This is a genomic window from Halolamina sediminis (genome assembly GCF_001282785.1).
Lineage (GTDB): Archaea > Halobacteriota > Halobacteria > Halobacteriales > Haloferacaceae > Halolamina > Halolamina sediminis.
Window position 1 is genome coordinate 1,090,384 of record NZ_CVUA01000001.1, and the last position, 26,243, is coordinate 1,116,626.

The following is a 26,243-nucleotide window of genomic DNA, read 5'->3' on the forward strand; positions in this document are numbered from 1 at the left end:
AATAGTGATTTGTGAATGCAACCCACGCAAAATTTGGCGTCGTCACTCCCCATCGACGCCGGACTGGAACGGACGGCTACTCGTCCCGGTACAGCGGCGACTCGGTGTCGGTACAGCCCGGGCGGCCGCAGACGCCGGCTTCCTCGCCCGCGCGCTCGACCCCTGACGCGAGCGAGGGGAGCTCCCACGTCGGGTCGTGGCCCGTCTCGGTCCGGTGCTCCTCGACGAACGCCCGGGCCGCACCCAGCGAGTCGAACGTCTCGGCGAGGGCACAGTCGTCACAGGTGACCGTGACTCGGTCGTCGCTCATTACCGGTCCTACCGGGGCCGTACACTTAGCACCCGCGTCCCCGACACCGTCGCGCCGAACCCGTGAACGTGTTCGGCACAACTGGGAGCCGGGCGCCGGACGGACCTCAACGCATGCCCGCGACGAGCCTCGACGCCGAACGCACGTACAGCGACGGTCGGTTCACCGCCCGCGAGGTGTCCAAAACGACACACAGCAAGACTGTCTGTGGCTACTTCGAGCCCGGCCAGTTCATCCCCGTCCACGCACCCGACAGCGACGTGACCGTCGTCGTTCAGTCGGGCCACGGCGTCGTCCGGGACGGCAAGCGAACTCACGAGGTCGAACCCGGGTCGGTCGTGACAGTCCCCGCCGGCGAGAAGCGCGGCGTCAAAGCCGGCGACGAGCGGCTGGCGGCCGTGCTCGTGACTGCGCCGCCGCCGAGCGACGCCGAGCACGAGCCCGTCCGACGGGGGATAAAGAACGACGAGTTCGAACCGTAGCTACCCCTCGTCGACCATCGCTAGCCGGCGGGTGTAGCGTCTGACCATCGTGCCGTCGTCGTCCTGCAGCAGGACGGTGAACCGCTTCTCCCCGGCGACGGTCTCGATCTCCCGGTCGTGGATCGTGAACTCGTAGGGGGGATCCTCGTCCGTGAGCAGCCGGCTGTCGCCGCTTCGCACCTCGATCCGGTCGACGCCGTCGGTTTCGCTCAGGTGGCAGTGAACTGTCGTCCCGTTCGCCGTCGTCGACTTCGTACAGAGCAGGTCCGGGCTCACGTCGGCGCCGCTTGACTCCAGTGCGCTCTGGAAGTCGACGACCATCGGCCCGGCCGGGAACGTCCCGAGCACGACGACGACGGCGAGAAACGCCGCCAGCATCCCGTTGGGCAGTCGCTTCCCGACGCGCTGTCTGAGCCCCGGGCGCCGCCGCCACCGGAACGCGAGCGGGAGCACCACGAGGTGGTGGATCGGCCCGTAGACGATCAGCAGGAACCCGTACGCCATCGGGTAACGCAGCACGCCGAGCCCGGGGTTGTACGAGTAGACGAGGTTCGATCCGGCCCAGAGGAAGAAGCCGAAAAAGACCAGCCCGCCGGCTTTCAGCACCCGCCAGCTGACCGAGTTGGCGTAGTACACCGTCTTGAGCGCTCCCCAGGCGTTGCCGAGGAGGTCGCCGACGCTAACCGACGGCTCCTCGGCGTTCGCCCCGCCGTCGGTAGAGTCGCCGGACATCGTCACTCACCTTTTCCCGGCCGGTCGTGCTCTCCGGAGAGCCGGAGTCGGAACGCCGCCACCCCGGCGCTCAGCCGGTCGGTAACAGGCCGCCACTCCCCGCCGACCGACGCCGGCACGCCCCGGAGCGACGGCTGTGCGGTCCACATCCCGACGAACAGCGCCGGCACCGTGGCCAGCGCCAGCAGACCGCTCCACGGCGCCAGCCCCGGGGCGACCCCGCCGGCGCCCCACGCGGCGAACAGGACGGCGAGGAACAGGTTCGACGTGAAAAAGGCCCGGACCGCGGCGCGCTCGGTGCCGACCCTGAGGAACGGGCGGAACCCGAGCACGAACAGCGCGCTCCCGACGACGGCGGTGGCGGCGTACGGCGGGCCGGCAAAGATGCCGACGGCGGCGACGGTCGCGACTGTCGACCAGACCGCGTACCGGATCCCGCGCTGGACCGTCGCCGTCGAGACGACGACCGGGAGCGTCGGCACGTCCACCGACGCGAACTCGTCGCGGTAGACGTACGCAAGCGCCCACGCGTGGGCGGGCGTCCACGCGAACACGACTAGCGCCATCAGCACTGGCTCGACCGTGAGCGGCCGGACGGCGCTCCAGCCGGCGAGGACGGGGAACGAGCCCGCGGAGCCGCCCAGCACCACGCCGAGCCAGTGGTGTCGCTTGAGCGCCACCGTGTAGAGGCCGACGTACGCGGCGAACCCGAGCAGCATGTACACCACGGAGCGAAGCGGGAGCAGCGCGAGCCCTAGCGCCGTCCCGGCGAGCAGCAGCGCCGTCGCGAACGCGGCGGCGACGCGGTGGTCGAGGCGGCCGCTGGGGAGCGGCCTGTCGGCGGTCCGCGCCATGTGTTGGTCGAGGTTGCGGTCGTACCAGCAGTTCCACGCCGCCGCGCTCGCGGCGACGCAGGCGCCGGCGACGACAAAGCCCGCGAGCGTCACCGCCGACGCGCCGCCGGCGGCGAGCAGCGAGAACGCGCCGGTGACACAGAGCAGCGTCACGATGCGGGGCTTGACCAACGACCAGAGGTGTGTGGGGAGTTCGGTGTCCATGAGTTAGGGGCCGATCTGCCAGATCGTCGAGAGCAGGTACCAGTTCAGCGCCCAGAGCGTGACGAAGGCGCCGAGGAACACGAGACAGAGCACGAACGTCCCGCGCATGCTGTAGGCGTGGGCGGCCTTCCCGTCGCCGTCGGTTCGCTCACCGCCGTCGGCCGCCGCGCGCTGCACGTCGCCGACGGGGCCGCCGTCGAACGGCTCCCCGAACAGCAGCGACGCCAGGGCGACGACGACGAACAGCGCGCCGCCGAGGATGGCCAGTATCGCGGCGACGCCGAACACCGCGAAGAACGGCTTGGCCGCCGAGAAGCTGAACGCTGTCCCGGGGATATCCATCACCGAGGGGTGGCGCCGGGGCACGCCGAACAGGATGCCGGTGTACATCATCATCAGGACGGTCAGCCCCATCGCGCCGCCGTAGAGATACGGCTGGATCTTCGCGAGAAGGCCCAGCGACCAGTCACGCCCGAACACCAGCCGGAGGACGTAGTAGCCCAGCCCCATGAACGCCAGCGTCGTCCCGGTCGCGACGGTGGCGTGGAAGTGGCCGACCGTCGCGAGCGTGTTGTGCCAGGTCATGTTGAGCTGCATCTGGCCCATCATGACGCCGGTGATCCCGCCGAGGAAGCCGAAGAGGATGATGCTCAGAATCGTCGCCGAGAACCCCGGATCGTCCCAGGGGCTGGACCAGAGCCAGCCGAACAGGCCGCCGGCTTTCCCCTTCGCCCGGCGGCCGACTTCGAGGCCGGCCGGGATCGCAAAGGCGTGTATCATACTCGCCAGCACCGCGCCGTAGGCGGCGTAGGAGGTGTTCCACATCCGCCAGCCGGCGGAGACCACCGGGTCGGACATCAGGTGGTGGGCCGCGCCGAGGTTGATGAAGAACAGGTACAGCACGAACGCCGCCCGGGAGACTTTCTGGCTCGCGACGACGGCGCCGCCGACGACGTGGGTCAGGAAGTACCAGACGGTGATCATCGCCAGCAGGTTGATCTGCTGGCTCCCGTGGCCGATGATCCAGTACATCTGCCGGTAGAACGCGGGGTCGATACTCTCGAAGTAGCCGACGCGCCACAGCAGCGTCGGCACGTAGGTGATCAGCCCGCCCAGCAGCGCCTCCAGCGCGACGATGCTCGTGATGAACGCGCCGAACGTCACCAGCGGGAGCGTCTTGCTCGGGTTCTCCTGCTGGTGGTTCCAGAGAGTCGCGAGGAACGGCACCGCCGCGACGATGGCGCCGAGGACGAACACGCTCGCGCCGAGGTAGAACTGCCAGCTCGACGGCAGCGGGACGTAGGAGGTGAGCAGCGGCGCCTGGTTGGGGTACTCGGTGAGCAGGATGGCGGCGTTGACGAGCACGGCGCCCGCGGCCATCACCACCCAGCCGACTTTCGCGACCCGCGGTAGCGAGAGCCGGCGGCCGAGCACGAACGGGCCGCCGACGTAGAGGATCGCGATCTCCATGAACACCATCCAGAAGATGAGCAGGTTCCAGGCGTGAACGCTGAGGTACGTGTAGAAGTCGCCCGCCGAGAGCAGGCCGATCGCCTCCCAGCGGGTCAGCGCCACGGCCACCGCGAACGCGCCCCCGATCGCGAGCGCGAGGATCGCGGTCAGGCCGTACAGCTTCACCATGTCCTCCGCGGACTTGTGGATGCTGAGCCCGGTGACGTTACACTCTCGGAAACCGTCGCTGTCGTACTCGTAGGTGCTGAAACCGAACATCTAGACCACCTCCACGACGCCCTTCATCCCGATGCCGAGATGGGGCTCGCAGTAGTACGCGTACACGCCACCCGTCTCGAACGTATGTTCGACGCTGAACCCCTCGTTCTCGAGGGGCTCGTGTCCACCCCAGTTTGCACCGTCGGGCTGGGAGTCGACCAGGAGATTGTGGTTGTTCGACGCCCACTCGAACGTCACCGTCGTCCCCTCCGAGACGGAGACCGCGGGCGGGTCGAACGCGGCGGTCCCACCCTCGCCGTCGCTGCCGACGGTGACGGTGACCTGATCGGCGCCGGTCTCGTCGACGGTCGTCCCGTCGTAGTTCTCCGTCGCGCCGCCGGCGGCGTCGCCGGTGAACCAGCCGCCGTAGTCGGCGTCGCCCCCAGACCCGTTCTCGCTCTCCTCGGGGGCAGTGACGGCGGACTCGTCGTAGTCCTGCACGACGAACTTCCCGTGCATCGAGCGGTGCCCCTCGCCGCAGAACTCGTTGCAGACGACGTGGTACGTGCCCGGGTCGTCGAACGTCATCTCCAGCACCCACTCGTAGCCGGGGAGCACCTGCAGCGAGATCTGCTGGCTCAGGTTGTCCGCGTTGCGCACGGAGAAGCCGTGCTGGACGTCGTAGGAGCCGAGGTGGAACCGGTACGTCTCGCCGGGTCTGAGCACCGCCGGCAGCCCGTCCCACCCCCACTGGAGCGCGCCGACGTACACGTCGTTCTCCGCGGGGACGAGCAGCTCCTCGCCGTCGACGGTGAGCGTGCCCGCCGACTGCTTGTACGTCTGGACCTTCTGCCGGAGCGCCTCGGTCGAGACCTCGTACGTCTCGCCGGTCTGGTTCTGCGCGCCGAACTCGGTCCAGCCGAGCATCCAGCCGAACAGCGTCAGGGCCCAGACGCCGCTGATGCCCAGCCAGATCGACTCGCGTCGGTTGATCTTCTCGCTCCACCAGTCGCCGTCGGGTGCGGTGATCGGGGAGTCCATCGGCGATCACCCCATCGGGACCGTCAGCACGTCCACGACCCCCCAGACGACGTACGCCAACATCCAGTAGATGATGGCGGCGAGCGCGAGCAGCCAGATGCTGTCCAGCAACTGCTGTGGCCACGGTGGCGTCTCACTCTCCGTCGACATACCCGGAACACGACGCAACAACCCCCTGAACCTACTCCCGAACGTATTCGCCGTGGCGGCCACGGCGGGTGATGCGACTCGCGGTTCGGAACGGGTGTGAGAACGGCGGCCGCGGACGTCCTACTCCTCGCGGTCCGCGATCTCGGAGTGAGCGCCGACGAGCGCCCCCGAGAGGTCCAGCCCCTCGACGTAGCTCGCCGTGTCGACGATCGAGTTCCGCAGCGAGGAGTCGACGACCGTGGCGTCGTCGAACACGACGCTCCGGTCGAGTGTGCCCCCCTCGACGGTCGCGCCGGACATGACGTGGACGTTCTCGCCCAGTTCGGCGTCGACGGTCGCGTCCTCGGCGATCATGTTTTCCCCGTCGAGCTTCCACGCGACGGCGTCGAGGTAGCTCTCGGGCGTGCCGATGTCGAACCACGCGCCGTCGAAGGTAAAGGCGTGGACGGCCTCACGGGACTGGAGCCACTGGACGAACCAGCCGGGCTCGTCGGGGTTGTTCTCGCCGGCGAGGTACTCGTCGAACTGCGGCAGCGTCTCCGCGGGGAACGCGTAGCAGGCGATGGAGACCAGCGTACTCTTGGGCTGGTCGGGCTTCTCTTGGAAGTCGACGATGCGGTCGCCCTCCAGATCGACGAGGCCGTACGAGCTGGCTCGCTCCTTCGAGCCGACGTCGTACGCGGCGAGACAGGGCGTCCCCTTCTCTTGGAAGAAGTCGCCGAACTCCGCGAGATCGAACGAGATGAGGTTGTCGCCGGCGACGACGAGCAGGTCGTCCTCGATCCCCTCGCGGTCGATGAGCTGGGCCAAGGCGCCGACGACGCCGAACTTCTCGTCCTCGTCGACGGTCTCCTCGACGGAGACGATCGGTTTCTCGAACTCGCTGTCGGCGAGGTACTCGCGGAAGTCGTCGGCGAAGCGCTCGTTGGTCGAGACGTACACCTCGTCGACGCGCTCGTCGGCCTCCAGATCGGCGAACACGTCGTCGATGACGGTCCCCTCGCCGACGGGGAGGAACATCTTCGGGCGGTTGCGGGTGATCGGCCAGAGACGCGTGGCGTAGCCGCCCGCGAGAACGATAGCCTTCATGGCACCCTGCTCGGGGGGGAGACGGTAAACGCTTTTTCAATTCTCCTCCGGCCAGCGGAAAGGCGTTTGTTCGCGCCGCCCCAACGGCGCCCATGGAGGAGTCGACCACCCGCCAGCGGATCGTCGACGCGCTCCGGGGCGAGCCGGCAACGCCGCGAGAGCTGTCAAAGCGCGTCGGCGTGCCCACGAGCGTCGTCTACGACCACGCCCGCCACGTCGCCAAGAGCCTCGCGAACGACGACGAGCAGCTGCTGGTCGCGCCGCCGGAGTGCAAGGACTGTGGGTTTGCGGGGTTCGACGACCCGCTGTCGGCGCCGAGCCGGTGTCCGGAGTGCAACTGCGAGCGACTCGCCGAGCCGCAGTTGGTGGTGGAGTCGCGGTAGCGCTCTCTCCGCGGGACGGTAAGGCTTTCCCGCACCCACCTACTGCCACGGGTATGGTCACCCGGCTGGTGCTGGGCTGCGGTGCGGTCGGCTTCGATCTCATCCAGCGACTGCCCCACGGGGAGACGACCGTCGTCACCGACGACGAACCCCGCGCGGAGAGCCTCCGTGAGGCCAGCATCGCCGCCGTCGAGGGCGACCCCACGGATCCGGCGGCTCACGCGCCCGACGCCGACATCGTGCTCGTCGCGAGCGACGAGCCCGAGCGCAACCGGACCGTCGCCGCGGCCGCCCGCGAGACGTTCCCCGACGCGATGCTGATCGCCTACGCCGGCGAGGGGGCACGGCCCGACACCGTCGACGCGATCCGCGACACGGTCGACCGCCTGATCGACCCGACCGAGGCGCTGGCCGGGCGCGTGCTCGACCGGACGGTCGGCTTCGAGAGCGAGCGCGCCCGCGGCCTGCGCGGGGCGCTGCTCGACGCCGAGGAGCCAGTCGCCGTCGTCGCCCACGACAACCCCGACCCCGACGCCATCGCGAGCGCGGTCGCGCTCTGTCGGCTGGCCGACCGGATCGGCGTCGACGCCGATCCCTGCTACCACGGCGAGATCAGCCACCAGGAGAACCGCGCGCTGGTGAACCTGCTCGACCTCCCGATCGTCCGGCTCGAAGCCGGCGATATCGAGGCGTACGGTGGCGTCGCACTCGTCGATCACTCCCGGGCCGGCGTCAACGACAGCCTCCCCGAAGACACGGAGATCGACATCGTGATCGACCACCACCCGCCGCGGGGGGCAGTCGATGGCGAGTTCGTCGACCTCCGCAGCGGCGTCGGCGCGACGAGCACGCTGCTGACGGAGTACCTCGACCGGTTCGACGTGCCCATAGACACGACGACCGCGAGTGCGCTGCTGTACGGCATCCAGGTCGACACCAAGGAGTTCACCCGCGAGGTGTCGAAGGCCGACTTCGCGGCGGCGGCGTCGCTGATTCCCGACGTGGACGCCGACACGCTCTCGCGGGTGGAGTCGCCCAGCCTCTCGATCGAGACGGTGTCCGTGCTGGCCGCGGCGATCGAGAACCGCACGGTCGACGACGGCGCGCTCTCGACCTGTGTCGGCGAGGTCCGCGACCGCGACGCGCTGGCACAGGCCGCCGAGCGCCTGCTCGACATGGAGGCTGTCCAGATCACGCTCGTCTACGGGTTCATGGACGAGACGATCTACGTCTCCGGCCGGGCACGTGGCTCGGAGCTCGACCTCGGCGAGACGCTGCGGGACGCGTTCGGCGCCATCGGCGACGCCGGCGGCCACGCCGACATGGCCGGCGCCCAGATCCCGCTGGGGATCCTCGCCGAGACTGGCTCCGACCGCACCGGCTCGCTGACGGAGATCGTCACGGAGGTAATCGAGGGGCGCTTCTTCGACGCGCTGTCGGACGCGCCGGACGCTCCCACGGCCGACGACTCGCTGGAGTACGACTACGCCCCCGAGGGGGCGGCGTCGGTCGCGCTGCCCGACGAGTCGGGACGCACTGACACTGCGGACGACGACACCGAGGGCTGAGCCTGTCCCTTTTTCGTCGCCGGGCCCGAACGGCGAGTGATGAGTGCCAAAACGCGGGTCAAGGAGTACATGACCCGGGAGGTCGCGACGGTCGACGCCGAGGACACGGTCGGCGACGTGGCGCGACAGATCGCCGAGAGCGACCACAACGGGTTCCCCGTGACCGACGGCCGGAAAGTCGAGGGGTTCGTCTCCGCGCGGGACCTGCTGTTGGCCGACGAGGCGGCACCGATCTTCACCGTGATGGTGGAGGACATCGTCGTCGCCCACCCCGAGATGGACGTGACCGACGCCGCGCGAGTGATCCTCCGCTCGGGGATCCAGAAGCTGCCCGTCGTCGACGACGCGGGCAACCTCACGGGCATCATCTCCAACACCGACGTGGTGCGTAGCCAGATCGAGCGCGCCACCCCCGAGAAGGTGGGCGAGCTGATGGAGACGCTCCAGCACATCCACGACGTGACGGTCAGCGAGGAGCGCCGGCAGGTCCGCCTCGACGACCTCGTCCCCACGCAGGACCGGGTGTACGCCGACGAACTCGAAGGGCGACGCTACGAGCTCGAACACGGGCTCGCCGAGCCGCTCGTCGTCATCGCCAACGCGACCGGGGAGAAGGAGCTCCTGCTGTTGACCGACGGCCACCACCGCGCGCTGGCCGCCGACCGGTCGAATATCGAGGAGATGGACGCCTACGTCATCGTCGTCGAGGCCGCCGAGCCGATCACGCTGGGGATGGAGCGCACCGCCGAGCAGGAGGGACTCGACTCCATCGACGACGTGGCGGTGGTCGACTACGCCCGCCACCCGCTGATCGAGACGACCAAGCGACTGCAGTAGGCGGCAGCTATTCCTCCCCCGCGGCGTACCTCTCCTTGTGCACGACGACAGCTTCCGACGGCGAACACGGGATGCCCAGCAACGACTCCGCGACCGCAGCGACGACGGGCTCGTCCTGTTCCCCAGCCGGAACCTCCGCTACCTCGCGGGCTACTCGGAGGACCCCGGCGAACGCCACTTCCTCCTCTTCGTCCCGGCCGAGGGTGAGCCCGTCTTCTTCGTCCCGGAGCTCTCCGGCGAGCAGGTCCGCGAGGCGTCGTGGGTCGGCGAGGTGCGGACGTGGAGCGACGCCGAGGACCCCGTCCCGACGATCGCCCAGATCGCCGCCGAACTCGGGATGAGCGAGGGCCGCCTGCTCGTCGACGACACGATGTGGGCGCTGTTCACGCAGGACCTCCGCGAGGCGCTCCCCGGCGCGACGTTCGGCCTCGCGAGCGAGGTGCTGGGCGAGCTTCGGGTCCGGAAGGACGACGCCGAACTCGACGCGATGCGCCGGGCCGGCGCCGTCGCCGACGAGACGGTGCGGGAGCTCCGGGCGATGGGCGCGGACGCGCTCGGGCTGACCGAGGCCGAGCTCGCCGCCGAGATCGAAGAACTGCTCGACGCGAACGGCGGCACGGGCGTCGCCTTCGAGACGATCGTCGGTGTCGGCCCGAACGGTGCGAAGCCACACCACCACCACTCCGACCGAGAGATCGCGCCCGGCGAGCCGGTGGTGCTCGACTTCGGCACCCGTGTCGACGGCTACCCCGCCGACCAGACGCGAACGCTCGTGTTCGGCGGCGAGCCCAGCGAGCGGTACCGCGAGGTGCACGAGATCGTCCGCGAGGCCCAGCAGGCGGGCGTGGATGCAGTCGAACCGGGCGTCACCGCGGAGTCCGTCGACGCCGCCACCCGGGCGGTGATCGAGGACGCGGGCTACGGCGAGGAGTTCATCCACCGCACCGGCCACGGCGTCGGTCTCGACGTGCACGAGGAGCCGTACGTCGTCGAGGGGAACGACCGCGAACTCCGGCCGGGGATGGTGTTCAGTGTCGAGCCGGGGATCTACCTGCCCGGGGAGTTCGGCGTCCGGATCGAGGATCTCGTCGTCGTCACCGAGGACGGCTGCGAGCGACTGAACGACACCGACCGTGGCTGGCGCTGCTGACTAGATTAGGTCGTCGGGGTCGTGCTGGGCGGCCATGCGCTCGGCCTCGGCGGCGTACTGTTCGCGCTTGTCGTCGCCGGTCTCGCCGAGGTTGCCGGGGTCTGCGTCGATCCCCGCGGTGGTGTCCCGCCGGTCGCCGAAGGAGGTGAGCGCCCGCTCCTTCCGGAGGTAGCGCTCGCCGTCGGGGGTGGCGTAGACGAGGATGACGATGTTCTGCTCGTCGTCGGAGTAGGTGCGTTCGACGAGCCAGACGCGGACGGTGTCGGCGTCGCTGTCGTCGGCCATGTCGGTACTGACGGCGGGCGGCGTGAAAACCCTTCAGGCCAGCCCCGGCGTGTGAGAACGCGGATGGGGCCGGCGACCTCACTCCTCGTCGACGGGCTTGCGAGGGACGATCGTCGGCCCCTCCGGGCCGAACCCGACCTCGGCCTCGACGCCGAACACGTCCGCCAGCAGATCCGGCGTCACCACCTCATCGGGCGGCCCCCACTCGTAGGGCTCGCCGTCACGGAGCGCGATGAGGTTGTCCGCGAAGCGGGCGGCCTGCCCGATGTCGTGGAGGACGACACAGACCGTGACGCCGCGCTCCTCGTTGAGTTCGCGGGCGGCCCGCAGCACGCGGAGCTGGTGGTGCAGGTCGAGAAACGTCGTCGGCTCGTCCAGCAGCAGCGCGTCGGTCTCCTGTGCGAACGTCATCGCGAGCCACGCGAGCTGTTGCTGCCCGCCGGAGAGCCCGCCGACCGCCCGATCGGCGAGGTGGGAGACGCCGACGCGTTCGAGTGCGCGGTCGATCGCCTCGTGGTCTTCCTCGCTCAGCGACTCGAAGAAGCCGCGATGGGGGTAGCGCCCGTGGGCGGCGAGCTCCCGCACCGTCGTCGACGCCGGGGCGTCGTTCTGCTGGGAGAGCAGCCCCAGCTTCCGGGCGAACTCGGTCGTCTCGTACTGTTCGACGTCCCGGCCGTCGAAGTACACCGTCCCGTTCTCCGGCGAGAGCTCGGCGTTCATCGACTTCAGCAGCGTCGACTTCCCGCTGCCGTTCGGGCCGACCAGCGCGGTCACTTCGCCGGCGGGCACGGTCAGCCGGTCGAGTTCGACGACCGGCTCGCCCGGCTCGTAGGCGAGGCTGAGGTCGCTCGCCTCGATCCCGGGCGGCGCCTCCTCGCCGTCGGCGTCGACCGTCGTGTCGTCGTTTGGTCCGGCAGTGCTGTCGCCGTCGTGGGTGTCCCGTTTGCTCACAGTTGACCGACCTCCGTGCGGCGCATCAGGTAGAGGAAGTACGGGCCGCCGACCAGCCCGGTGAGGATCCCGACCGGGAGCTGGGTGCCGGGGATCGCCAGCCGCGCGCCGACGTCGGCGACGACGACCAGCGCCGGGCCGGCGAAGGCGCTGCCGAGCACCACGCGCTTGTAGTCCGAGCCGACGAGCTGGCGCACCATGTGCGGGACGATCAGTCCGACGAAGCTGACGATCCCCGCGACCGCGATCGCGGTGCCGGCCGCGAGCACCGCCACGCCGGAGAGTAAGAATCGCACGCGCTCGACGGACATCCCCAGCGAGCGCGCGGTGCGCTCGCCCAGCAGCAGGACGTTGAGCTGGCGGGCGCCCGCGAGCGTGATCGGTACGGTCGCGATCGTCCACGGCAGCGCGATCCGGACCTGCTCCCAGTCGACCCCGGTCAGCGAGCCGGTCGTCCACGAGATCGCCGACTGGACGACGCCCAGATCGTCGGTGAAGAAGAACAGTCCCGTCTGGAGTGAGTTGAACACCGTCGAGACGATCACGCCCGCGAGCACCAGCCGGACGGGGTTGGTACCGCCCTTCCACGCGATCGCGTAGACGAGACCGAACGCGACGGCGCCGCCGCCGGCGGCGATCAGCGGGAGAAACGGCGCCAGCCCGGCGAACACGACGAGCGTGAGCAGGATCGCCAGCCCCGCGCCCGCGGAGACACCGAGGATGAACGGGGAAGCGAGCTCGTTGCGCGTCACCGCCTGAAACACCGCGCCCGAGATCGCGAGGTTCGTCCCGACCATCATCGCGACGAGCACCCGCGGCAGACGGATCCCCCAGACGATCAGCGTCTCGCGGCCGAGCTCGACCTCTGCGGTCGAGAAGCCAAGTAGCTCCGCGACGCGCGTCCCCAGCCCGTCGCCGAGCAGCAGGCGGAGCGGGTACTGAGGGTTGGTCCAGACGGCCGGGTCGAACACGGCGCGCCACGCGTCGAGTATCGACATCGTGTACGTCCCGAAGCTCACCTGCACCAGCCCGCCGAAGCCGACGATCAGACAGCTCCCGAGGATCAGCGCCGCCACCCGGGAGTCGATCCACGAGACCGCGGCGCGGAGCTCGGGGACGATCTCGCCCGTCTCACTCGCCACGACGACCTCCCCCGCGTTGCATATGATTTAGGCAGACCTAAACATGTATAAGGGTAGCGATCCGGCGCCACCCGATCGCGTCACTCGGTGAAGGTGACGGCCTCGCCGTCGGCCGTTTCGCGGAGGCGTTCGGGCTCGATCTCCCACACCGACGTCGGCGTGCCGGCGGCGGCCCAGACCGTCCCGTACTCGAGCAGCGCGGGGTCGAACAGCGTCGGCAGCTCCCGCTCGTGACAGATCGGCGGAACGCCGCCGATCGCCCACCCCGTCGCCTCCCGGACGAGGTCGGGCGACGCCATCGAGACCTCGCTCGCGGCGACGCCCGCCCACTCGGCGATGGCGCTCTCGTCGACGTGTTCCGCACCAGAGGTCAGGCAGAGAACGGGATCGTTGTCCACGGAGAACACGAGGCTCTTCACGATCTGTCCGACCTCGCAGCCGACCGCGTCGGCGGCGTCCTCGGCGGTCGGCGTCCCCGCCTCGGGGAACTCGACCGGCTCGATCGACAGCCCGTAGCGCTCCTTCGCCACCTCGGTGAACTCCGTGACGCGTGCGTGCATACACCGTGACTCGCTCTCGGGGAGTATGTGCTTATCGGGGGCGTGCCCGGCGATAGATTGATAATCGTGTGCATTGTTACTGGGTAACATGGTTCGATCGGCGGACAACGCGACCGACCAGCGGCTGAGCGCTCTCGAACACGCCTGCCGGGGCGTCGTCGGCGACCGGCTCCGCAGCGTCAGCGTCGACGGCCCGGAGTACAGCGGGACGCTCTACCGCCGCAGCGATCTCGCGCCGGGCACCGACGGGCCGGTCCACGAGGCGATGGCGGAGGGAGCCTCGTGTGAGGTGCTCACCGACGGTGGTCGATCGTCACCGCCGTCCGCCGATCCCGATGGTGGGCAAACGGTGTGTGAGTTCGACCGTGGCTACGTCGCCCGTATGCAGATCGGCGAAACCAGCGTCGTCGCGACGACGGACGGGCTGAAGATGGACCGTGAGTCGGAGCTCTCGGCGGCGGTGCGTGGCGTCTTCGAGTAAAAGGACGCGGTGCCGGTCAGGCGAACAGCGCCGTCGCGGCTTCCTGTGCGGTCTCGATCACCGGCCCGAACCCGGGCAGCAGTAGCACCGTACCGATCAGCGCGATCGCCAGCGCGGCGTACAGCGCCGTCGGCGCGCCGGCGAGGTCGTGCTCGCCCTCCTCGAACCACATCGCCCGCACGACGCGGGAGTAGTAGTACAGCGAGAGCGAGCTGTTGATCACGGCGACCACGACCAGCCACCAGAGGCCGGCCTCGACGGCGCCCGCGAACAGGAACAGCTTCGAGAAGAAGCCGCCCAGCGGCGGGACGCCCGCCAGCGAGAACAGGAACGCCGTCATCGCCACCGCGGCGAACGGCTTCTCGGCGCCCAGCCCGTTGTAGTCCTCGAACCGGCGCCCGACGCCCCAGTTCTCGGCCAGCGCGACGAACAGGAACGCACCCGTGTTCATGAAGCCGTAGACGAACAGGTGGGCCATCGCGGCGCCCATCACGTCGCCGTTCGTCGTGGCCTCAGCGGAGATCGCGGCGAGACCGATCAGCACGTAGCCGGCGTGCCCGATCGAGGAGTACGCCAGCATTCGCTTGACTTTCTCCTGGGTGGCGGCGGCGAAGTTACCGAGCACCATCGTCGCCACCGCGAGGATCTGGAACAGCAACGCCCAGTCGATCCCCGCGCCCGTCGCGGCCCCGATCGGGAAGCCGACGACGAACACGCGGAACGCCAGCGCGAAGCCCGCGGCCTTCGAGGCAGAGGAGAGGTACGCCGAGACCGGCGCGGGCGCACCCTCGTACGCCTCGGGCGCCCAGAAGTGGAACGGCACCGCGGCGGTCTTGAACAGGAACCCCCCGGCGACCATCAGCACGCCGACGCCGGCGATCCCGGTTCGGTCGCCGAGCCCGGACTCGAACGCCGCTGCCACGTCGGGCAGCAGCAGCGAGCCCGTGGCGCCGTAGATCAGCGAGACGCCGAACACGAAGATCGCCGAGGAGAGTGCGCCGATCAAGAAGTACTTCAGGCCGGCCTCGCTGCTCCCGCGGTCCTCTTTCAGGAACGCGACCATCGCGTACGACGGCAGACTGACCAGCTCCAGCGCGACGAACGCGGTCGCCAGCGAGTTCGCACTCGCCATCAGCGACATCCCCGTCGTCGCGAGCAGCATCAGCCCGTACAGCTCGCCGCGGTTCCCGCCGCCGAAGTAGTCGTACGCCGCCAGCGACACCAGGATCGTCACCGCGGCAAACAGCGCGGTGAAGAACAGCGACATCCCGTCGACGACGATCGCGTCGGCGTACAGCGAGATGCCTTCGGTCGCCAGCCCGGTGTCGGCGGATAGGAACCAGCCCGCGGTCGCGAGCGACGCCAGCGAGCCGACCACGGAGATACCCGTGAGCACGCTCGCGTCGGTCGAATCGGGCCACACGCTGTCGTAGAGCAACACCGCAAGCGCCGTGAGCCCCAGCAGGAAGGTCGGCGTCAGCGGCGGTGCCGTCACCATCAGGCACCACCTCCGACGAGCGGGGCGATCGCGTTCTGAATCATGTCGAGGAACAAGTCAGGGGCGACGCCGAGCGCGATGACTGCGAGCAGCAGCACCGCAAGCGGCGCCACGTCGTGGAACGGGGCCGGACCGACCTCGTAGTCGGCATCGAGGCTGAACGGCCCGAACAGGGTGCGCTGCATCGCGAGCAGCAGATAGCCCGCCACGATCACGATCCCGAACATCGCCGCCGCGGTGAAAAGCGGCGCGCTCGGGATCACCGTGGAGTGGAACGAGCCGACGAAGATGAAGTACTCCCCGGCGAAGCCGGCCATCAGGGGCAGCCCCATGTAGCCGAACGCGCCGGCGATCAGGATGCCCACCGTGACGGGCATCCGGTCGGCCAGTCCGGACATGTCACCGACCATCCGGGTGTGGGTGGTGTTGTAGATGACGCCGACGGCCATGAACATCAGCCCCGAGATCAGGCCGTGGGCGATCATCTGGAACGTTGCGCCGGCGACGCCGAACTCGGTGAAGGCGATCAGACCCAGCAGCACGTACCCCATCGACGACACGGAGGAGTACGCGACGATGCGCTTGAGGTCCTCCTGTGCCAGCGCGAGGATCGCCCCGTAGATCACCGAGAACGCGCCGAGCGCGGCGATCAGGATCGCGAGCGAGCTCGCCACGTCGGGCAGCATCGTGAAGTTGAACCGCAGCATCGCGTACGTCCCCATCTTCAGCAGCACCCCCGCCAGCATCACCGACGCCGGCGTGGGTGCCTCGACGTGGGCGTCCGGCAGCCACGTGTGCAGCGGCGCGACGGGCACCTTCACTGCGAACCCGACGAACATCGCGAGGAACGCCGCGAGCTTCAGCGTGTCCGGGGCCAGCCCCATGAACGAGCTCACGTTGCCGCCCGCGTTGAGTGCCATCGCAACCTCCGGCAGCGCCAGCGTGTCGATGCTGTCGCCGAGACCGCCGAAGGTGAGCGCGACGAAGCCCACGAACATCAGCAGGCTCGCCACGTTCGTGTAGACGAAGAACTTGATCGCCGCGTACTTGCGGCGCGGGCCGCCCCAGACGCCGATCAGGAAGTACATCGGCAGCAGGGTGGCCTCCCAGAAGACGAACCAGACGAAGAAGTCCAGCGCGGTGAACATCCCCAGCAGGTTCGCCTCCATGAACAGCATCAGTCCGTAGAACTGCGACTGGCGCGTGTCGATCGGCGTCCACGCGCTCACGATCGCGAGCGTCGTCAGGAACGCCGTCAGCACGACCAGCGGCAGGCTGATCCCGTCGAGCCCGGTGAACCACTGCACCTGATAGCCCGACAGCGTCAGCAGGTCGAACTGTGTCTCGAACGCGAGCGTCCCGCCCGTCAGGGCGTTGCCGCTCCCGTCGAACTGTGTCCACATCCAGAGCGTCCCGACGAGCGGGACGAGGCTCAGCGCCGCACCCACGCGGTTGGCGACCTCGTCCGGGACGAGGAACGTGACCAGCGCGGCGACGAACGTGAAGCCGATGAGCGTCTCGATGATCATTCAGAACCACCCTCCGTAGATCGCAAACCCGACGAGTAACACGGTCAGCCCGACCGTGAGCATCGCGGCGTAGTGTGTCACCAGCCCGTCCTGGATCCGCTTGATCCGGGAGCCGCCGAACAGGCTCACGCTGGAGACGCCGTTGACGATGCCGTCGACGACCGCCTGATCGAACGTGTCGGCGACCTTCGACAGCGGGAGCACGACGCGCTCGGCGATCCAAACCTGGTACTCGTCCTGGTAGTAGTTGTTGTACAGCACCTCCCGCAGGCTGCCCAGCTTCTCGGTGTGGGGCTCGGGGTCGGCGCCGCCGTAGAGGACGTACGCCGAGCCCGCGCCGAACAGCGCGAGCGCAAGCGAGAGCAGCCCCACCAGGTACGACGGCAGGTCCGCCGCCGCCATGCCGGCGCCGTAGTCGGCGAACAGCAGGTGGTGGTAGTGGTAGCCGCTGGTGCCGAGCGCTTCGGCCCAGCCGGCGCCCTCGGTCCCGTAGAGCCACTGATGCAGGAAGTCGATCTCCGCACCCGTGAGGTCCTTGACCGGGACCATGTTGACGAACCCGACGGTCGTCGCCAGGATCCCCAGCACGACCAGCGGGAGCTTCACGTTCCAGCCGCCCTCGTTGGCCTCCTCGGCCGTCTCGGAGCGGGGCTCGCCGTGGAAGGTGAGCATCACCATCCGGAACGTGTAGAAGCCGGTGAACAGCACCGCGATCAGGCCCATCCCGTAGGCGACCAGCAGCGCGGTGCCGAGGCCGCTCGTGGTGCCCAGCCCGTGGACGAGCGCCTCGTACAGCACCTCGTCCTTCGACCAGAAGCCGGCGAAGGGGACGATGCCCGCGAGCGCGAGCGAGCCCGCGAGGAACGTGTAGTAGGTGACGGGCATCTTGTCTTTGAGCCCGCCCATCTCCCACATGTCCTCGTTGTGGTGCATCGCGATGATCACCGAGCCGGCGCCGAGGAACAGCAGCGCCTTGAAGAACGCGTGGGTGAGCAGGTGGAACGTGCCGGCGACGTAGCCGCCGGCGCCAAGCCCCAGCATGATGTAGCCGTACTGGGAGATGGTGGAGTACGCGAGCACCTGCTTGATCTCGTTTTTGACGAGCCCCATCGACGCCGCGAACAGCGCGGTGAACGCGCCGACGAGCGCGATCACCGCAAGCGCGGTCGGCGAGAGCGCGTAGAACCCGTACATCCGGGCGACGAGGTAGACGCCGGCCGCGACCATCGTCGCCGCGTGGATCAGCGCCGAGACGGGGGTCGGACCCTCCATCGCGTCGGGTAGCCACGTATGCAGCGGGAACTGGGCGGACTTGCCGATCACGCCGCCCAGCACCAGCAGCCCGATCGCGGTGAACCACGCCTCGGGACCGAGTCCGAGGAACGTGTTCACCGTCACCTCGCCGTTGATCGCCTGCTCGGCGAGATGCGGGAACGAGTGCTCGCCCGCGAACTGCGCGGTGCCGAACGTCGCGAACACGGCGACGACGCCGATCAGGAAGAAGTAGTCACCGAAGCGGGTGACCAAGAAGGCCTTCTTCGCGGCGCTGGGCGGGCCGGCCTGGCGGAACCAGAAGCCGATCAGCAGGTACGAGCAGAGCCCGACCAGCTCGAAGAACATGAACGCCATCAGGAGGTTGTCGGCGACGACGAACCCCAGCATCGAGGCGGTGAACAGGCCCAGCCCGGCGTAGTACCGGGGCAGCCCCGTCTCGTTCTCGTCGTTCATGTAACCGAGCGAGAACACGTGGACCAGCAGCGCGACCAGCGAGACGATGAGCAGCATCATCGCCGACAGCGGGTCGAGCAGCAGCCCGAACGTGAGTTCGAGCGGCTGGCTCAGGCTACCGGTCGCTTCGGTGCCGGCGGCCCACGTGTAGATCGTCTCGTTGTACGTCTCGCCGCCGCTGACGGTGAGGAACACCCACGCGGAGAGCAGCAGCGAGCCGGCGGTCGCCGCGATTCCGGGGAGTGCGCCACCTTTCGGTAGTAGGTCCCGCCCGGAGAGGGCGACCCCGACCGCGAGACAGAACGAGAGGAACGGTAGCAGTACGATCGCCGGTGCGTAGTCGAATGCTCCTACCATCTTACCACCTCATCGACTGCGGAAGGGTCACGTCGACGTCGTTGAAGTTGCGGTACAGCACGAGGATGATGCCGATGCCGACAGCCACTTCGGCCGCAGCCAGCCCCATCACGAACAGGCTCATCACCTGCCCGGTGAGGTTTCCCCACTGGAGGCTGAACGCCACGAAGTTGATGTTCGCGGCGTTGAGCATCAGTTCGACCGACATCAGGAACAGCAGCGCGTTCTCTCGGGTCAGCAGGCCGTAGAGGCCGATGGAGAACACCGCTGCCGACAGTACGAGGTAGTACTCGATGGGGACCATCAGTCCGCCACCTCCTCGTCAGGCTCCTCGCTACTTTCCGAGGAGCGTTGCTCTTCGCGACCGCCGTCGGTGAGGGCGGTCACGTACGAGCCGTCGGTCTGTCGGCGCGCCAGCGTCACGGCGGCGACGGTCGCGACCACCAGCACGAGGCCGATGATCTCGAACGCCGCGAGAAAGCCCTCGACGGCGATCGCCGACATGCTCTGTAAGTCCATCAGCGCGTAGCCGATCCCCGCGACCAGCGACGCGTCCTCGGCGAAGCCCGCGACCTCGCCAAAGCCGCTCGTGAGGAACACTGCCGCGAGCACGACGAACAACACCGACGCCGCCAGCCCGTTGGCGTAGTTGGTGTCCTCCTTGAGTTCGGGTCGCGTGACCATCTAGCTGTACACCTCCGGTTTCGGCTGTTCGGTTCGCGTGAGCATGACGGCGAACGTGATGAGCACGAGCACGCCCCCGATGTAGACGAGAATCTGCATCGTCGCCGGGAACGTGGCCTGCAGCATCACGTAGTGGACCGCCAGACTCGTCAGCGCACCGCCGAGCAGGAGTGCCGAGTGCCAGGGGTCCTTCACGAGGACGACCCCCAGCGCACACCCGACCGTCACGGCGGCGAACAGCGCGAACGTGATTGTCTCTGTGACCATTGTGTTTACTGGTAGTCGACCTCGCCGGCACCCTCGCCGACCCACGCGGATCGGTCGGGGTTGCGGGCTTCGAGGGGGTCGCTCCCCTTGTACCACGGCACGTTCTTCAGCTGTTCCTTGTTGTAGGCGAACTCGTCTTTCGTGTCCGCCGTGAACTCGAAGTTCTGGGTCAGCAGGATCGCGTCGACGGGACAGACCTCCTCGCACAGCCGGCAGTAGATACACTGCCCGATGTGGAGGTTGTACTGCTCGCCGTTGCGCTGCTCGTCCATCACGATCTGGATCGTGTCGTTCGGGCAGACGTTCTCACACTGCCGACACCAGATACAGCGCTCCTGGCTGAACTTGTGGACCCCGCGGAATCGCGGGCTCACTTCGGGCGCGACCTCCGGGTACTCGACCGTGAAGGTGTTGCCGTCCAACGCGTGCTTCATCGTCGTTGCCATGCCTTTCAGGATTCCGATCATACAACCACCCCCACGATTAGGGCCGTGAGCACCAGATTGAGGAAGGAGAGTTCGAGCATCCCCTTCCAGCCGACTTCGATCAGCTGGTCGATACGCAGCCGCGGCGCCGCCGAGCGCAGCCACTGAGTGAACAGGAAGAAGGCCCAGATCTTCACCACGAACCAGAGGAAGCCGATGCTCTCCGGGCCGGGGCCGGCCGCGCCACCGAGGAACAGCACCGCGGTGATGGCACCGCCGAGGAAGATGTGCAGGAACTCACCCAGGTACAGCAGCACAAAGTACACCGAGGAGTACTCGGTCTGGAACCCGGCGACGATCTCCGTCGGCGCCTCGGGGATGTCGAACGGGTTCCGCCCCACCTCGGCGACGTTGGCCACGAGGAACAGGACGAACGCGAACGGGTTGACGATCGCGAACCACGACGGGATCGCGATGCCGCCGATGGAGACCAGCGTCTCCTGCTGGACGGCGACGATCTCGCTCATCCGGAGCGAGCCCGTAAACAGCACCACCGAGATCCCCGTCACGACCAGCGGGATCTCGTAGGCGAGGTTCTGGGCGACCGCGCGCAGCGCGCCCAGCATCGAGTACTTGTTGTTCGACGCGTAGCCCGCCATCACCATGCCGAGGCTGGCGATCGACGCGACCGCGAACACGTACGCGAGCCCGACCTCGGGGTCGGCGAGCTGGATGCCGCTGCCCATCGGGATCACCGCGAAGCCGAGCATCGCCGAACCGGCGACGATCAGCGGCGCCACGTCCCACGCCGGGCGGTCGGCGCCCTCGGGGACGATCAGCTCCTTCGAGAGGAGCCGGAGCGCGTCGGCCGGGATCGTCCCGATCCCCTTCGGACCGATTCGGTCGGCGGCGATGCGGTCGGTGAACGCCGCGGTGATCTTCCGCTTTGCCCACGGGCCGGCGACGCCGGTCATCGCGAGCATCACGTTGCCGACGATGAAGGCCGCCAGCAGCGCGGCGACGAACTCGCCGACTGCGCCGGAGCCACCGAGCCCGAGCAGGTTCACGAGCAGGTCCGGCAGCGGGGTCTCGGCCTGCAGCATCAACGGTCCACCTCCCCGAGTACGATGTCGAGGCTACCCAGCGCGGCGATCATGTCGGGGATGTACTCCCCGTTGCTCATCTCCGGCAGCGTCTGGAGGTTCGAGAAGCACGGGCTCCGGATCTTGAACCGGGCGGGCTTCTCGGTGCCGTCGGCCCGGATGTACACGCCGAGTTCGCCCTTCGCGCCCTCGACGGTGCGGTAGATCTCCGTATCGTCGTCCGGTCGCAGCGTCCGCGGGACGTTGGCCTGGATGTTGCGCTCCTCTTCGGGCCAGTCCTCGAGCAGATCGACACACTGGTCGATGATCTTCGCGGACTCCTCGACTTCCCGGAGGCGGACGAGCAGTCGGCTGAAGTTGTCACAGCCGTCCTCGACGGGCACCTCCCAGTCGAGCTCGTCGTAGTAGCCGTACGGGTCGTCACGCCGGATGTCGTAGTCGATGCCGGAGCCACGCGCGACCGGGCCGGTGGCGCCGTAGTTCTTCGCGACCTCCTTCGGCAGGATCCCGGTGTCGACGGTCCGCATCTGGAGGATCTCGTTGCCCGTGATCAGGTCGTGGTACTCCTCCAGCCGCTCGGGGAGCCCGTTCACGAACTCGCGGATCGACTCGAAGAACTCCTCGCGGGGTTCGGGCAGGTCCCAGACGACGCCGCCGAGTCGGAAGTAGTTGAACATCAGCCGCTGCCCCGTGAGGTCCTCGAGGATGTTCTGGACCTCCTCGCGGTCACGGATCGCGTACATGAAGATCGCGGTGAAGTCGCCGTAGATGTCGAGCGCGAACGTCCCGACGGCGAGCATGTGGGCCGCGATCCGGCAGAGCTCCGCGCCCATGGTGCGGATGATCTGTGCGTACTCGGGCACCTCGATGTCCGCGAGGTCCTCGGCCGCGCGGGCATACGCCCACTCGTTGAGCAGCCCCGCCGAGATGTAGTCCCAGCGGTCCGGGTACGGCATGATCTGGTGGCGGTACGTGCTCTTCTGGGCCATCTGCTCCTCGTTGCGGTGGAGGTAGCCGATGTCCGGCTCCACGTCGATCACCTGCTCGCCGTCGAGTGTGGTCTCGAGGTGGAGCACCCCGTGGGTCGCCGGGTGGTGGGGCCCGATGTTGACGAACATCGTGTCCGAGTCGGAGTCGGCACGCTGGTCCTCCTGCAGCGGGTTCGCGTTCTCCCGCAGCGGGACCATCTGGGGCCGATCCTGGTCGTAGTCCAGCCCCATCGGGTGGCCCTGCCACGTCTCGGGCAGCAGGATCCGCCGCAGGTCGGGGTGGTCGTCGTACTCGACGCCCACCAGGTCGTACGCCTCGCGCTCGTGCCAGTCGGCGGTCCGGAACACGGGCTCCGCCGACTCGCTGACGGGGTTCTCCGAGTCGGTCGGCACGACGACGCTGACCTCGTCGGTCGGGTCGTCGAACTTCTTCAGGTGGTAGATCGACTCGTAGCGGTCGGGGTACTCCTCGGCGGTGACCAGCGAGAGATGGTCGTAGCCCGCCTCGTTCTTGAGCCGATCGAGGGTCTCCTGGACCGTGTCGGGCCGGATCACGAACGCCGGCGCGTTCTCGTGGTCGTCGCGGTCGACCACGAGGTCGCCGAGCAGCGCCTCGAGTTCGGTCTCGCCGGACTCGATCTCCGGGGTCTCCGACTCTTCCTGTAGGCTCATGGTGAATCAGCCCAGTTGTAGCGCATCACGAGGTCTTCCTCGTCGATCTCGGACGCGAGTTCGTCGACGATCTCGTCGCGTTCGAGGTCGCCGAACTGTTCGAGCTCGTAGGGCTTGACCGTCACCGGCGACGCCTCGCCGTTGGCGATCCGCTCCTGGAGCTTCGCGACGCCGTACACCAGCGCCTCGGGGCGGGGGGGGCAGCCCGGGACGTGGATGTCGACCGGGATGACTTCCTCGGCGCCCTTGATCACGTTGTACCCCTCCTGGAACGGGCCGCCGGAGATGGTACAGGAGCCCATGCCGACGACGAACTTCGGCTCGGGCATCTGGTCGTAGACGCGCTTCATCCGCGGGGCGAACTTCGAGACGATCGTCCCCGGGACGATCATCACGTCGGCCTGCCGGGGCGAGGCCCGGGGGACGCCGGCGTGGAAGCGGTCGAGGTCGTGCTTGACCGCGTACGTGTGCATCATCTCGATGCTGCAGCAGGCGATCCCGAACTGCAGCATGAACATCGACGAGCCCCGGACCCAGTTCATGAACTTATCGAACTTCGTGAGGATGAACGGCGAGGAGCCAAAGGCCTCGCGAAGCTTGGAGTTGAACCGGTCGCCCTGGCCGCTCATACGGGCGTCGCGGGTCTCGGTCTGTACTTGTGCGTCGTCGGTGCGGAAGAGTTCTCGTTCGCTACTCATTGGTTTGCCTCCGTCTTCTCTTCGAGTGCGCGCGGACTGGACACCCACTGCACGGCGCCCTGCCGCCACGCCCAGACGAGCCCGACGACCAGCACGCCGATGAACACGAGCATCGGCGCGAGCACCTCCATCATGGAGGCGCCCCCTTCGAGGGCCGGTCGGTAGATGACCGTCCACGGGAAGATGAGGACGGTCTCGATGTCGAAGACGACGAACAGCAGCGCAACCATGTAGTACTGGATGTTGAACCGGATGCGCGTCGTCCCCGTCGGGATCTCGCCGCTCTCGTAGACGGCGCTTTTCCCCTGTTCGGGCACGCTGGGACGAAGCAGGGCCGATACCCCCATCATCGCGACGGGGATGCCGACCGCAACAAGCGCCAGCGCGCCGATAGCTATCCATGGATTCATATCGGGTTCTCCGTAACGTTTCCGGGGTTCGACCCCACGGCTCTTAAGCGTTCATTTCCCCGCGCGGGCGAGCGTGCGGACCAGTACCGTGGAGGAGCGGGATCTGGGACCGTGGTGGACGGGGATCTGTGGAGGAACGTGGCGGCTCCCTCGACCGGCCCGGGTCACTCCTCGCGCTCGCGGAACCCACGGACGCCGAGGTCGTGCAGCGCGGCCGACACGTCGCCGACGCCCTCGCGGCGCTCGTCGTGGAGCGTCTCGAGTCGGTCTCGGACCTCCGAGTACTCACGTGCGAGGATCTGCGCGGCCGACAGCGCGGCGTTGTACGACTTCCCGGCGTCGACGGCGGTGATCGGCGCACCCGTGGGCATCCCGATCACGGAGTCGACGGACTTCTCCTGGACGGGAACGCCGATAACGGGCAGCGGGAACGCGATCGAGGCGGTCATGTTCGGCAGGTCCGCGGATTTCCCGCCCGCGCCAGCGATCACCACGTCCAGCCCGCGGTCTTCGGCGGTCTCGGCGTAGGCGTACAGCAGGTCGGGCGTGCGGTGGGCCGAGACCACGTAGGACTCGTAGCTGAACCGCCCCGCGGGCGGGTCGGCGTGGTCGGTCTGCTCCGAGAAGTCCAGCGCGTCGAGCGCGTCGAAGGCGCCCTGCATCGTGTCGAGGTCGGAGTCCGACCCCATGATTATCCCCACGTCGGGGGTGGCGTCGCCCGGGCGGTCGGCGGCGGCGTCCGATTCGAGTCGGTCGATCAGGTCGGTGACTGAAGGCATAGTTACTCGGTGAAGGTGAGGCGCTCGCGCAGCGATTCGGCGGTCGTCAGGGCGTCGGTCGCGTCCTCGGCACCCGGATCGGTGACGGTGAGGTGGCCCATCTTCCGCAGCGGCCGGGCCTCCCGCTTCCCGTACCAGTGGAGGCTCGCGTCCGGGGCCGAGAGCACGGCGTCGACGCCTGAAAGCGTCGCCGGCCCCGGCTCGGCCACGTCGCCGAGCACGTTCGCTGAGGCAGTGGGGGCGATGCGGTCGACCGGGCCGAGCGGCCAGCCGAGCACGGCGCGGACGTGCTGCTCGAACTGCGACGTCGCGGCGCCCTCGATCGTCCAGTGGCCGGAGTTGTGGGGCCGGGGAGCGATCTCGTTGACGAGGATCTCCCCATCAACGTCGAACAGCTCGACGCCGAACACGCCGCGGCCGTCGAGTTCGGCGAGTACCTGCTCGACCACCGCACGCGCCCGCTCTCGGGTCGCGTCGTCGACCCGCGCCGGCGAGACGGTCCCGCGCAGGATCTCTTCGTGGTGAATCGTCTCGGTCACGGGGAACACGCGGGTCTCGTCGTCGGCCCCGCGGACGCCGATCGCGGCGAGCTCGCGGTCGAAGTCGAGCAGCTCCTCGGCGACCGCGTCGCCGCCGACCGTCTCCAGCGTCTGCTCGGCGTTGGCGGTGTCGGTCACGGGCTCGTTCCCCCGACCGTCGTAGCCGCCCGTCCGGGCTTTCAGCATCGTCCCGCCGAAGCGTTCGACGGCGGTCTCCGCGGCGGCCGGCGAGCCTGCGGGGACGAACTCCGGGACGGGGATCTCCGCGCCCGCGAGGGTCTCCTTCTCTCGGAGCTTGTCGCCCGTGACCGCCAGCGTCTCGGGGTCCGGGTGGACCGGCGTCCCGGTCTCGGCCCGAACGTCGGCGAGTAGCTCGGGGTCGGCGGTCTCGATCTCGAAGGTGAGCACATCGGCGCGCTCGGCCAGTTCGCGGACCGCCTCGGGGTCGTCCAGATCACCCTCGATCTGGTCGGCGACCCGCGCGGCCGGGCAGTCGGGTGTCGGGTCGAGCACGACCACGTCGACGCCCAGCGGCGAGGCGGCCTCGGCGAGCATCCGGCCGAGCTGGCCACCGCCGACGACGCCGAGCGTGGGTCCGGGCAGCGTGACGCTCATGCGCGACGCTTCCGGACGAGTGTGTATAAGGATTGCTGGATCGGGATAGATATAGGCACG

General features: G+C 68.5%; 30 protein-coding genes. 6 read left to right on the forward strand and 24 right to left on the reverse strand.

Annotation, left to right across the window (positions count from 1 at the left end; all coding sequences use genetic code 11):
• Positions 1 to 76: 76 nt before the first annotated feature.
• Entirely contained in the window at positions 77 to 310 is a 234-nt protein-coding gene (locus BN1959_RS05580) for a DUF7542 family protein (RefSeq protein ID WP_053947707.1), read from the reverse strand.
• Between the two features lie 113 nt (positions 311 to 423).
• Here BN1959_RS05580 and BN1959_RS05585 point away from each other — a divergent pair, with 113 nt between their 5' ends.
• Entirely contained in the window at positions 424 to 792 is a 369-nt protein-coding gene (locus tag BN1959_RS05585; RefSeq protein WP_053947708.1) for a cupin domain-containing protein, read from the forward strand.
• On the opposite strand, the gene BN1959_RS05590 is transcribed toward BN1959_RS05585, so the two are convergent.
• From BN1959_RS05590 to BN1959_RS05610, 6 genes are all read right to left on the reverse strand, one after another.
• Entirely contained in the window at positions 793 to 1,524 is a 732-nt protein-coding gene (locus tag BN1959_RS05590) for a hypothetical protein (protein ID WP_053947709.1), read from the reverse strand. It lies immediately after the preceding gene.
• A 2-nt stretch (positions 1,525 to 1,526) separates the two neighbouring features.
• The gene (locus BN1959_RS05595) at positions 1,527 to 2,582 is read right to left on the reverse strand and encodes a protoheme IX farnesyltransferase (protein ID WP_053947710.1); all 1,056 of its coding nucleotides are present in this window, start codon (positions 2,580 to 2,582) and stop codon (positions 1,527 to 1,529) included.
• A gap of 3 nt (positions 2,583 to 2,585) precedes the next feature.
• Positions 2,586 to 4,313: a cytochrome c oxidase subunit I gene (locus BN1959_RS05600; RefSeq protein WP_053947711.1), complete on the reverse strand. Its 1,728-nt coding sequence runs from the start codon at positions 4,311 to 4,313 to the stop codon at positions 2,586 to 2,588.
• The gene (locus BN1959_RS15225; protein ID WP_237560304.1) at positions 4,314 to 5,294 is read right to left on the reverse strand and encodes a halocyanin domain-containing protein; all 981 of its coding nucleotides are present in this window, start codon (positions 5,292 to 5,294) and stop codon (positions 4,314 to 4,316) included. It abuts the gene before it with no gap.
• A gap of 6 nt (positions 5,295 to 5,300) precedes the next feature.
• Positions 5,301 to 5,444, reverse strand: coding sequence for a hypothetical protein (locus tag BN1959_RS15010; RefSeq protein WP_202594648.1), 144 nt, complete (start codon positions 5,442 to 5,444; stop codon positions 5,301 to 5,303).
• A 120-nt stretch (positions 5,445 to 5,564) separates the two neighbouring features.
• Complete coding sequence (locus tag BN1959_RS05610) at positions 5,565 to 6,533, reverse strand: nucleotidyltransferase family protein (RefSeq protein ID WP_053947712.1); 969 nt, start codon at positions 6,531 to 6,533, stop codon at positions 5,565 to 5,567.
• Between the two features lie 92 nt (positions 6,534 to 6,625).
• Here BN1959_RS05610 and BN1959_RS05615 point away from each other — a divergent pair, with 92 nt between their 5' ends.
• Genes BN1959_RS05615 through BN1959_RS05630 form a run of 4 tightly spaced genes read left to right on the forward strand, consistent with a single transcriptional unit; the run spans position 6,626 to position 10,471 of the window.
• Positions 6,626 to 6,916, forward strand: a complete 291-nt coding sequence (locus BN1959_RS05615) for a transcriptional regulator (RefSeq protein WP_053947713.1) — start codon at positions 6,626 to 6,628, stop codon at positions 6,914 to 6,916.
• A 53-nt stretch (positions 6,917 to 6,969) separates the two neighbouring features.
• On the forward strand, positions 6,970 to 8,484 hold the full coding sequence (locus tag BN1959_RS05620) for a DHH family phosphoesterase (RefSeq protein ID WP_053947714.1): 1,515 nt from the start codon (positions 6,970 to 6,972) through the stop codon (positions 8,482 to 8,484).
• 39 nt (positions 8,485 to 8,523) lie between these two features.
• Positions 8,524 to 9,321: a CBS pair associated ParBc domain-containing protein gene (locus tag BN1959_RS05625; protein WP_053947715.1), complete on the forward strand. Its 798-nt coding sequence runs from the start codon at positions 8,524 to 8,526 to the stop codon at positions 9,319 to 9,321.
• A gap of 37 nt (positions 9,322 to 9,358) precedes the next feature.
• Positions 9,359 to 10,471 carry a M24 family metallopeptidase gene (locus BN1959_RS05630; RefSeq protein WP_053947716.1) on the forward strand — a complete coding sequence of 371 codons (1,113 nt, stop codon included), beginning with the start codon at positions 9,359 to 9,361 and terminating at the stop codon, positions 10,469 to 10,471.
• Here BN1959_RS05630 and BN1959_RS05635 read toward each other — a convergent pair whose 3' ends face one another.
• The 4 genes from BN1959_RS05635 to BN1959_RS05650 all read right to left on the reverse strand — a co-directional run bounded on the left by BN1959_RS05635 (position 10,472) and on the right by BN1959_RS05650 (position 13,409).
• Positions 10,472 to 10,756: a hypothetical protein gene (locus BN1959_RS05635; protein ID WP_053947717.1), complete on the reverse strand. Its 285-nt coding sequence runs from the start codon at positions 10,754 to 10,756 to the stop codon at positions 10,472 to 10,474.
• 78 nt (positions 10,757 to 10,834) lie between these two features.
• Positions 10,835 to 11,707 carry an ABC transporter ATP-binding protein gene (locus tag BN1959_RS05640; protein ID WP_053947718.1) on the reverse strand — a complete coding sequence of 291 codons (873 nt, stop codon included), beginning with the start codon at positions 11,705 to 11,707 and terminating at the stop codon, positions 10,835 to 10,837.
• Positions 11,704 to 12,849 carry a FecCD family ABC transporter permease gene (locus BN1959_RS05645; RefSeq protein WP_053947719.1) on the reverse strand — a complete coding sequence of 382 codons (1,146 nt, stop codon included), beginning with the start codon at positions 12,847 to 12,849 and terminating at the stop codon, positions 11,704 to 11,706. Before BN1959_RS05645 ends, BN1959_RS05640 begins: the two co-directional genes overlap by 4 nt.
• 80 nt (positions 12,850 to 12,929) lie before the next feature.
• On the reverse strand, positions 12,930 to 13,409 hold the full coding sequence (locus BN1959_RS05650) for a YbaK/EbsC family protein (protein ID WP_053947720.1): 480 nt from the start codon (positions 13,407 to 13,409) through the stop codon (positions 12,930 to 12,932).
• Positions 13,410 to 13,497: 88 nt separating this feature from the next.
• Here BN1959_RS05650 and BN1959_RS05655 point away from each other — a divergent pair, with 88 nt between their 5' ends.
• Entirely contained in the window at positions 13,498 to 13,890 is a 393-nt protein-coding gene (locus tag BN1959_RS05655) for a DUF7522 family protein (protein WP_053947721.1), read from the forward strand.
• A gap of 16 nt (positions 13,891 to 13,906) precedes the next feature.
• On the opposite strand, the gene BN1959_RS05660 is transcribed toward BN1959_RS05655, so the two are convergent.
• From BN1959_RS05660 to BN1959_RS05720, 13 genes are all read right to left on the reverse strand, one after another.
• Positions 13,907 to 15,388 (reverse strand): NADH-quinone oxidoreductase subunit N, encoded by a 1,482-nt coding sequence (locus BN1959_RS05660; RefSeq protein WP_053947722.1) that lies wholly within the window; start codon positions 15,386 to 15,388, stop codon positions 13,907 to 13,909.
• Positions 15,388 to 16,917 carry a complex I subunit 4 family protein gene (locus tag BN1959_RS05665; protein ID WP_053947723.1) on the reverse strand — a complete coding sequence of 510 codons (1,530 nt, stop codon included), beginning with the start codon at positions 16,915 to 16,917 and terminating at the stop codon, positions 15,388 to 15,390. Before BN1959_RS05665 ends, BN1959_RS05660 begins: the two co-directional genes overlap by 1 nt.
• Positions 16,918 to 19,002: an NADH-quinone oxidoreductase subunit L gene (gene nuoL / locus BN1959_RS05670; RefSeq protein WP_053947724.1), complete on the reverse strand. Its 2,085-nt coding sequence runs from the start codon at positions 19,000 to 19,002 to the stop codon at positions 16,918 to 16,920. It lies immediately after the preceding gene.
• A 1-nt stretch (position 19,003) separates the two neighbouring features.
• On the reverse strand, positions 19,004 to 19,306 hold the full coding sequence (gene nuoK, locus BN1959_RS05675; RefSeq protein WP_053947725.1) for an NADH-quinone oxidoreductase subunit NuoK: 303 nt from the start codon (positions 19,304 to 19,306) through the stop codon (positions 19,004 to 19,006).
• A complete protein-coding gene (locus BN1959_RS05680) occupies positions 19,306 to 19,686 on the reverse strand; it encodes a hypothetical protein (RefSeq protein WP_053947726.1) in 381 nt (126 codons plus the stop codon). The genes nuoK and BN1959_RS05680 overlap by 1 nt, the downstream gene beginning before the upstream one ends.
• Entirely contained in the window at positions 19,687 to 19,953 is a 267-nt protein-coding gene (locus BN1959_RS05685; RefSeq protein WP_053947727.1) for an NADH-quinone oxidoreductase subunit J, read from the reverse strand.
• Positions 19,954 to 19,958: 5 nt separating this feature from the next.
• Positions 19,959 to 20,420: a NuoI/complex I 23 kDa subunit family protein gene (locus BN1959_RS05690; RefSeq protein WP_053947728.1), complete on the reverse strand. Its 462-nt coding sequence runs from the start codon at positions 20,418 to 20,420 to the stop codon at positions 19,959 to 19,961.
• The gene (locus BN1959_RS05695; protein ID WP_053947729.1) at positions 20,417 to 21,481 is read right to left on the reverse strand and encodes a complex I subunit 1/NuoH family protein; all 1,065 of its coding nucleotides are present in this window, start codon (positions 21,479 to 21,481) and stop codon (positions 20,417 to 20,419) included. Before BN1959_RS05695 ends, BN1959_RS05690 begins: the two co-directional genes overlap by 4 nt.
• A complete protein-coding gene (locus BN1959_RS05700; RefSeq protein ID WP_053947730.1) occupies positions 21,481 to 23,142 on the reverse strand; it encodes an NADH-quinone oxidoreductase subunit D in 1,662 nt (553 codons plus the stop codon). Before BN1959_RS05700 ends, BN1959_RS05695 begins: the two co-directional genes overlap by 1 nt.
• Entirely contained in the window at positions 23,139 to 23,840 is a 702-nt protein-coding gene (locus BN1959_RS05705) for an NADH-quinone oxidoreductase subunit B (protein WP_053947731.1), read from the reverse strand. Before BN1959_RS05705 ends, BN1959_RS05700 begins: the two co-directional genes overlap by 4 nt.
• On the reverse strand, positions 23,837 to 24,250 hold the full coding sequence (locus BN1959_RS05710; protein ID WP_053947732.1) for an NADH-quinone oxidoreductase subunit A: 414 nt from the start codon (positions 24,248 to 24,250) through the stop codon (positions 23,837 to 23,839). The genes BN1959_RS05705 and BN1959_RS05710 overlap by 4 nt, the downstream gene beginning before the upstream one ends.
• A gap of 164 nt (positions 24,251 to 24,414) precedes the next feature.
• Complete coding sequence (gene purE, locus BN1959_RS05715) at positions 24,415 to 25,029, reverse strand: 5-(carboxyamino)imidazole ribonucleotide mutase (RefSeq protein WP_053947733.1); 615 nt, start codon at positions 25,027 to 25,029, stop codon at positions 24,415 to 24,417.
• Positions 25,030 to 25,031: 2 nt separating this feature from the next.
• Positions 25,032 to 26,183 (reverse strand): 5-(carboxyamino)imidazole ribonucleotide synthase, encoded by a 1,152-nt coding sequence (locus tag BN1959_RS05720; protein WP_053947734.1) that lies wholly within the window; start codon positions 26,181 to 26,183, stop codon positions 25,032 to 25,034.
• Between the last annotated feature and the right edge of the window lie 60 nt (positions 26,184 to 26,243).

Coding starts and splice junctions, on each gene's coding strand:
- BN1959_RS05580 (WP_053947707.1), bottom strand. CDS start 310: ATGAGCGACGACCGAGTCACGGTCACCTGTGACGACTGTGCCCTCGCC.
- BN1959_RS05585 (WP_053947708.1), top strand. CDS start 424: ATGCCCGCGACGAGCCTCGACGCCGAACGCACGTACAGCGACGGTCGG.
- BN1959_RS05590 (WP_053947709.1), bottom strand. CDS start 1,524: ATGTCCGGCGACTCTACCGACGGCGGGGCGAACGCCGAGGAGCCGTCG.
- BN1959_RS05595 (WP_053947710.1), bottom strand. CDS start 2,582: ATGGACACCGAACTCCCCACACACCTCTGGTCGTTGGTCAAGCCCCGC.
- BN1959_RS05600 (WP_053947711.1), bottom strand. CDS start 4,313: ATGTTCGGTTTCAGCACCTACGAGTACGACAGCGACGGTTTCCGAGAG.
- BN1959_RS15225 (WP_237560304.1), bottom strand. CDS start 5,294: ATGGACTCCCCGATCACCGCACCCGACGGCGACTGGTGGAGCGAGAAG.
- BN1959_RS15010 (WP_202594648.1), bottom strand. CDS start 5,444: ATGTCGACGGAGAGTGAGACGCCACCGTGGCCACAGCAGTTGCTGGAC.
- BN1959_RS05610 (WP_053947712.1), bottom strand. CDS start 6,533: ATGAAGGCTATCGTTCTCGCGGGCGGCTACGCCACGCGTCTCTGGCCG.
- BN1959_RS05615 (WP_053947713.1), top strand. CDS start 6,626: ATGGAGGAGTCGACCACCCGCCAGCGGATCGTCGACGCGCTCCGGGGC.
- BN1959_RS05620 (WP_053947714.1), top strand. CDS start 6,970: ATGGTCACCCGGCTGGTGCTGGGCTGCGGTGCGGTCGGCTTCGATCTC.
- BN1959_RS05625 (WP_053947715.1), top strand. CDS start 8,524: ATGAGTGCCAAAACGCGGGTCAAGGAGTACATGACCCGGGAGGTCGCG.
- BN1959_RS05635 (WP_053947717.1), bottom strand. CDS start 10,756: ATGGCCGACGACAGCGACGCCGACACCGTCCGCGTCTGGCTCGTCGAA.
- BN1959_RS05650 (WP_053947720.1), bottom strand. CDS start 13,409: ATGCACGCACGCGTCACGGAGTTCACCGAGGTGGCGAAGGAGCGCTAC.
- BN1959_RS05655 (WP_053947721.1), top strand. CDS start 13,498: ATGGTTCGATCGGCGGACAACGCGACCGACCAGCGGCTGAGCGCTCTC.
- BN1959_RS05660 (WP_053947722.1), bottom strand. CDS start 15,388: ATGGTGACGGCACCGCCGCTGACGCCGACCTTCCTGCTGGGGCTCACG.
- BN1959_RS05665 (WP_053947723.1), bottom strand. CDS start 16,917: ATGATCATCGAGACGCTCATCGGCTTCACGTTCGTCGCCGCGCTGGTC.
- nuoL (WP_053947724.1), bottom strand. CDS start 19,002: ATGGTAGGAGCATTCGACTACGCACCGGCGATCGTACTGCTACCGTTC.
- nuoK (WP_053947725.1), bottom strand. CDS start 19,306: ATGGTCCCCATCGAGTACTACCTCGTACTGTCGGCAGCGGTGTTCTCC.
- BN1959_RS05680 (WP_053947726.1), bottom strand. CDS start 19,686: ATGGTCACGCGACCCGAACTCAAGGAGGACACCAACTACGCCAACGGG.
- BN1959_RS05685 (WP_053947727.1), bottom strand. CDS start 19,953: ATGGTCACAGAGACAATCACGTTCGCGCTGTTCGCCGCCGTGACGGTC.
- BN1959_RS05690 (WP_053947728.1), bottom strand. CDS start 20,420: ATGATCGGAATCCTGAAAGGCATGGCAACGACGATGAAGCACGCGTTG.
- BN1959_RS05695 (WP_053947729.1), bottom strand. CDS start 21,481: ATGCTGCAGGCCGAGACCCCGCTGCCGGACCTGCTCGTGAACCTGCTC.
- BN1959_RS05700 (WP_053947730.1), bottom strand. CDS start 23,142: ATGAGCCTACAGGAAGAGTCGGAGACCCCGGAGATCGAGTCCGGCGAG.
- BN1959_RS05705 (WP_053947731.1), bottom strand. CDS start 23,840: ATGAGTAGCGAACGAGAACTCTTCCGCACCGACGACGCACAAGTACAG.
- BN1959_RS05710 (WP_053947732.1), bottom strand. CDS start 24,250: ATGAATCCATGGATAGCTATCGGCGCGCTGGCGCTTGTTGCGGTCGGC.
- purE (WP_053947733.1), bottom strand. CDS start 25,029: ATGCCTTCAGTCACCGACCTGATCGACCGACTCGAATCGGACGCCGCC.
- BN1959_RS05720 (WP_053947734.1), bottom strand. CDS start 26,183: ATGAGCGTCACGCTGCCCGGACCCACGCTCGGCGTCGTCGGCGGTGGC.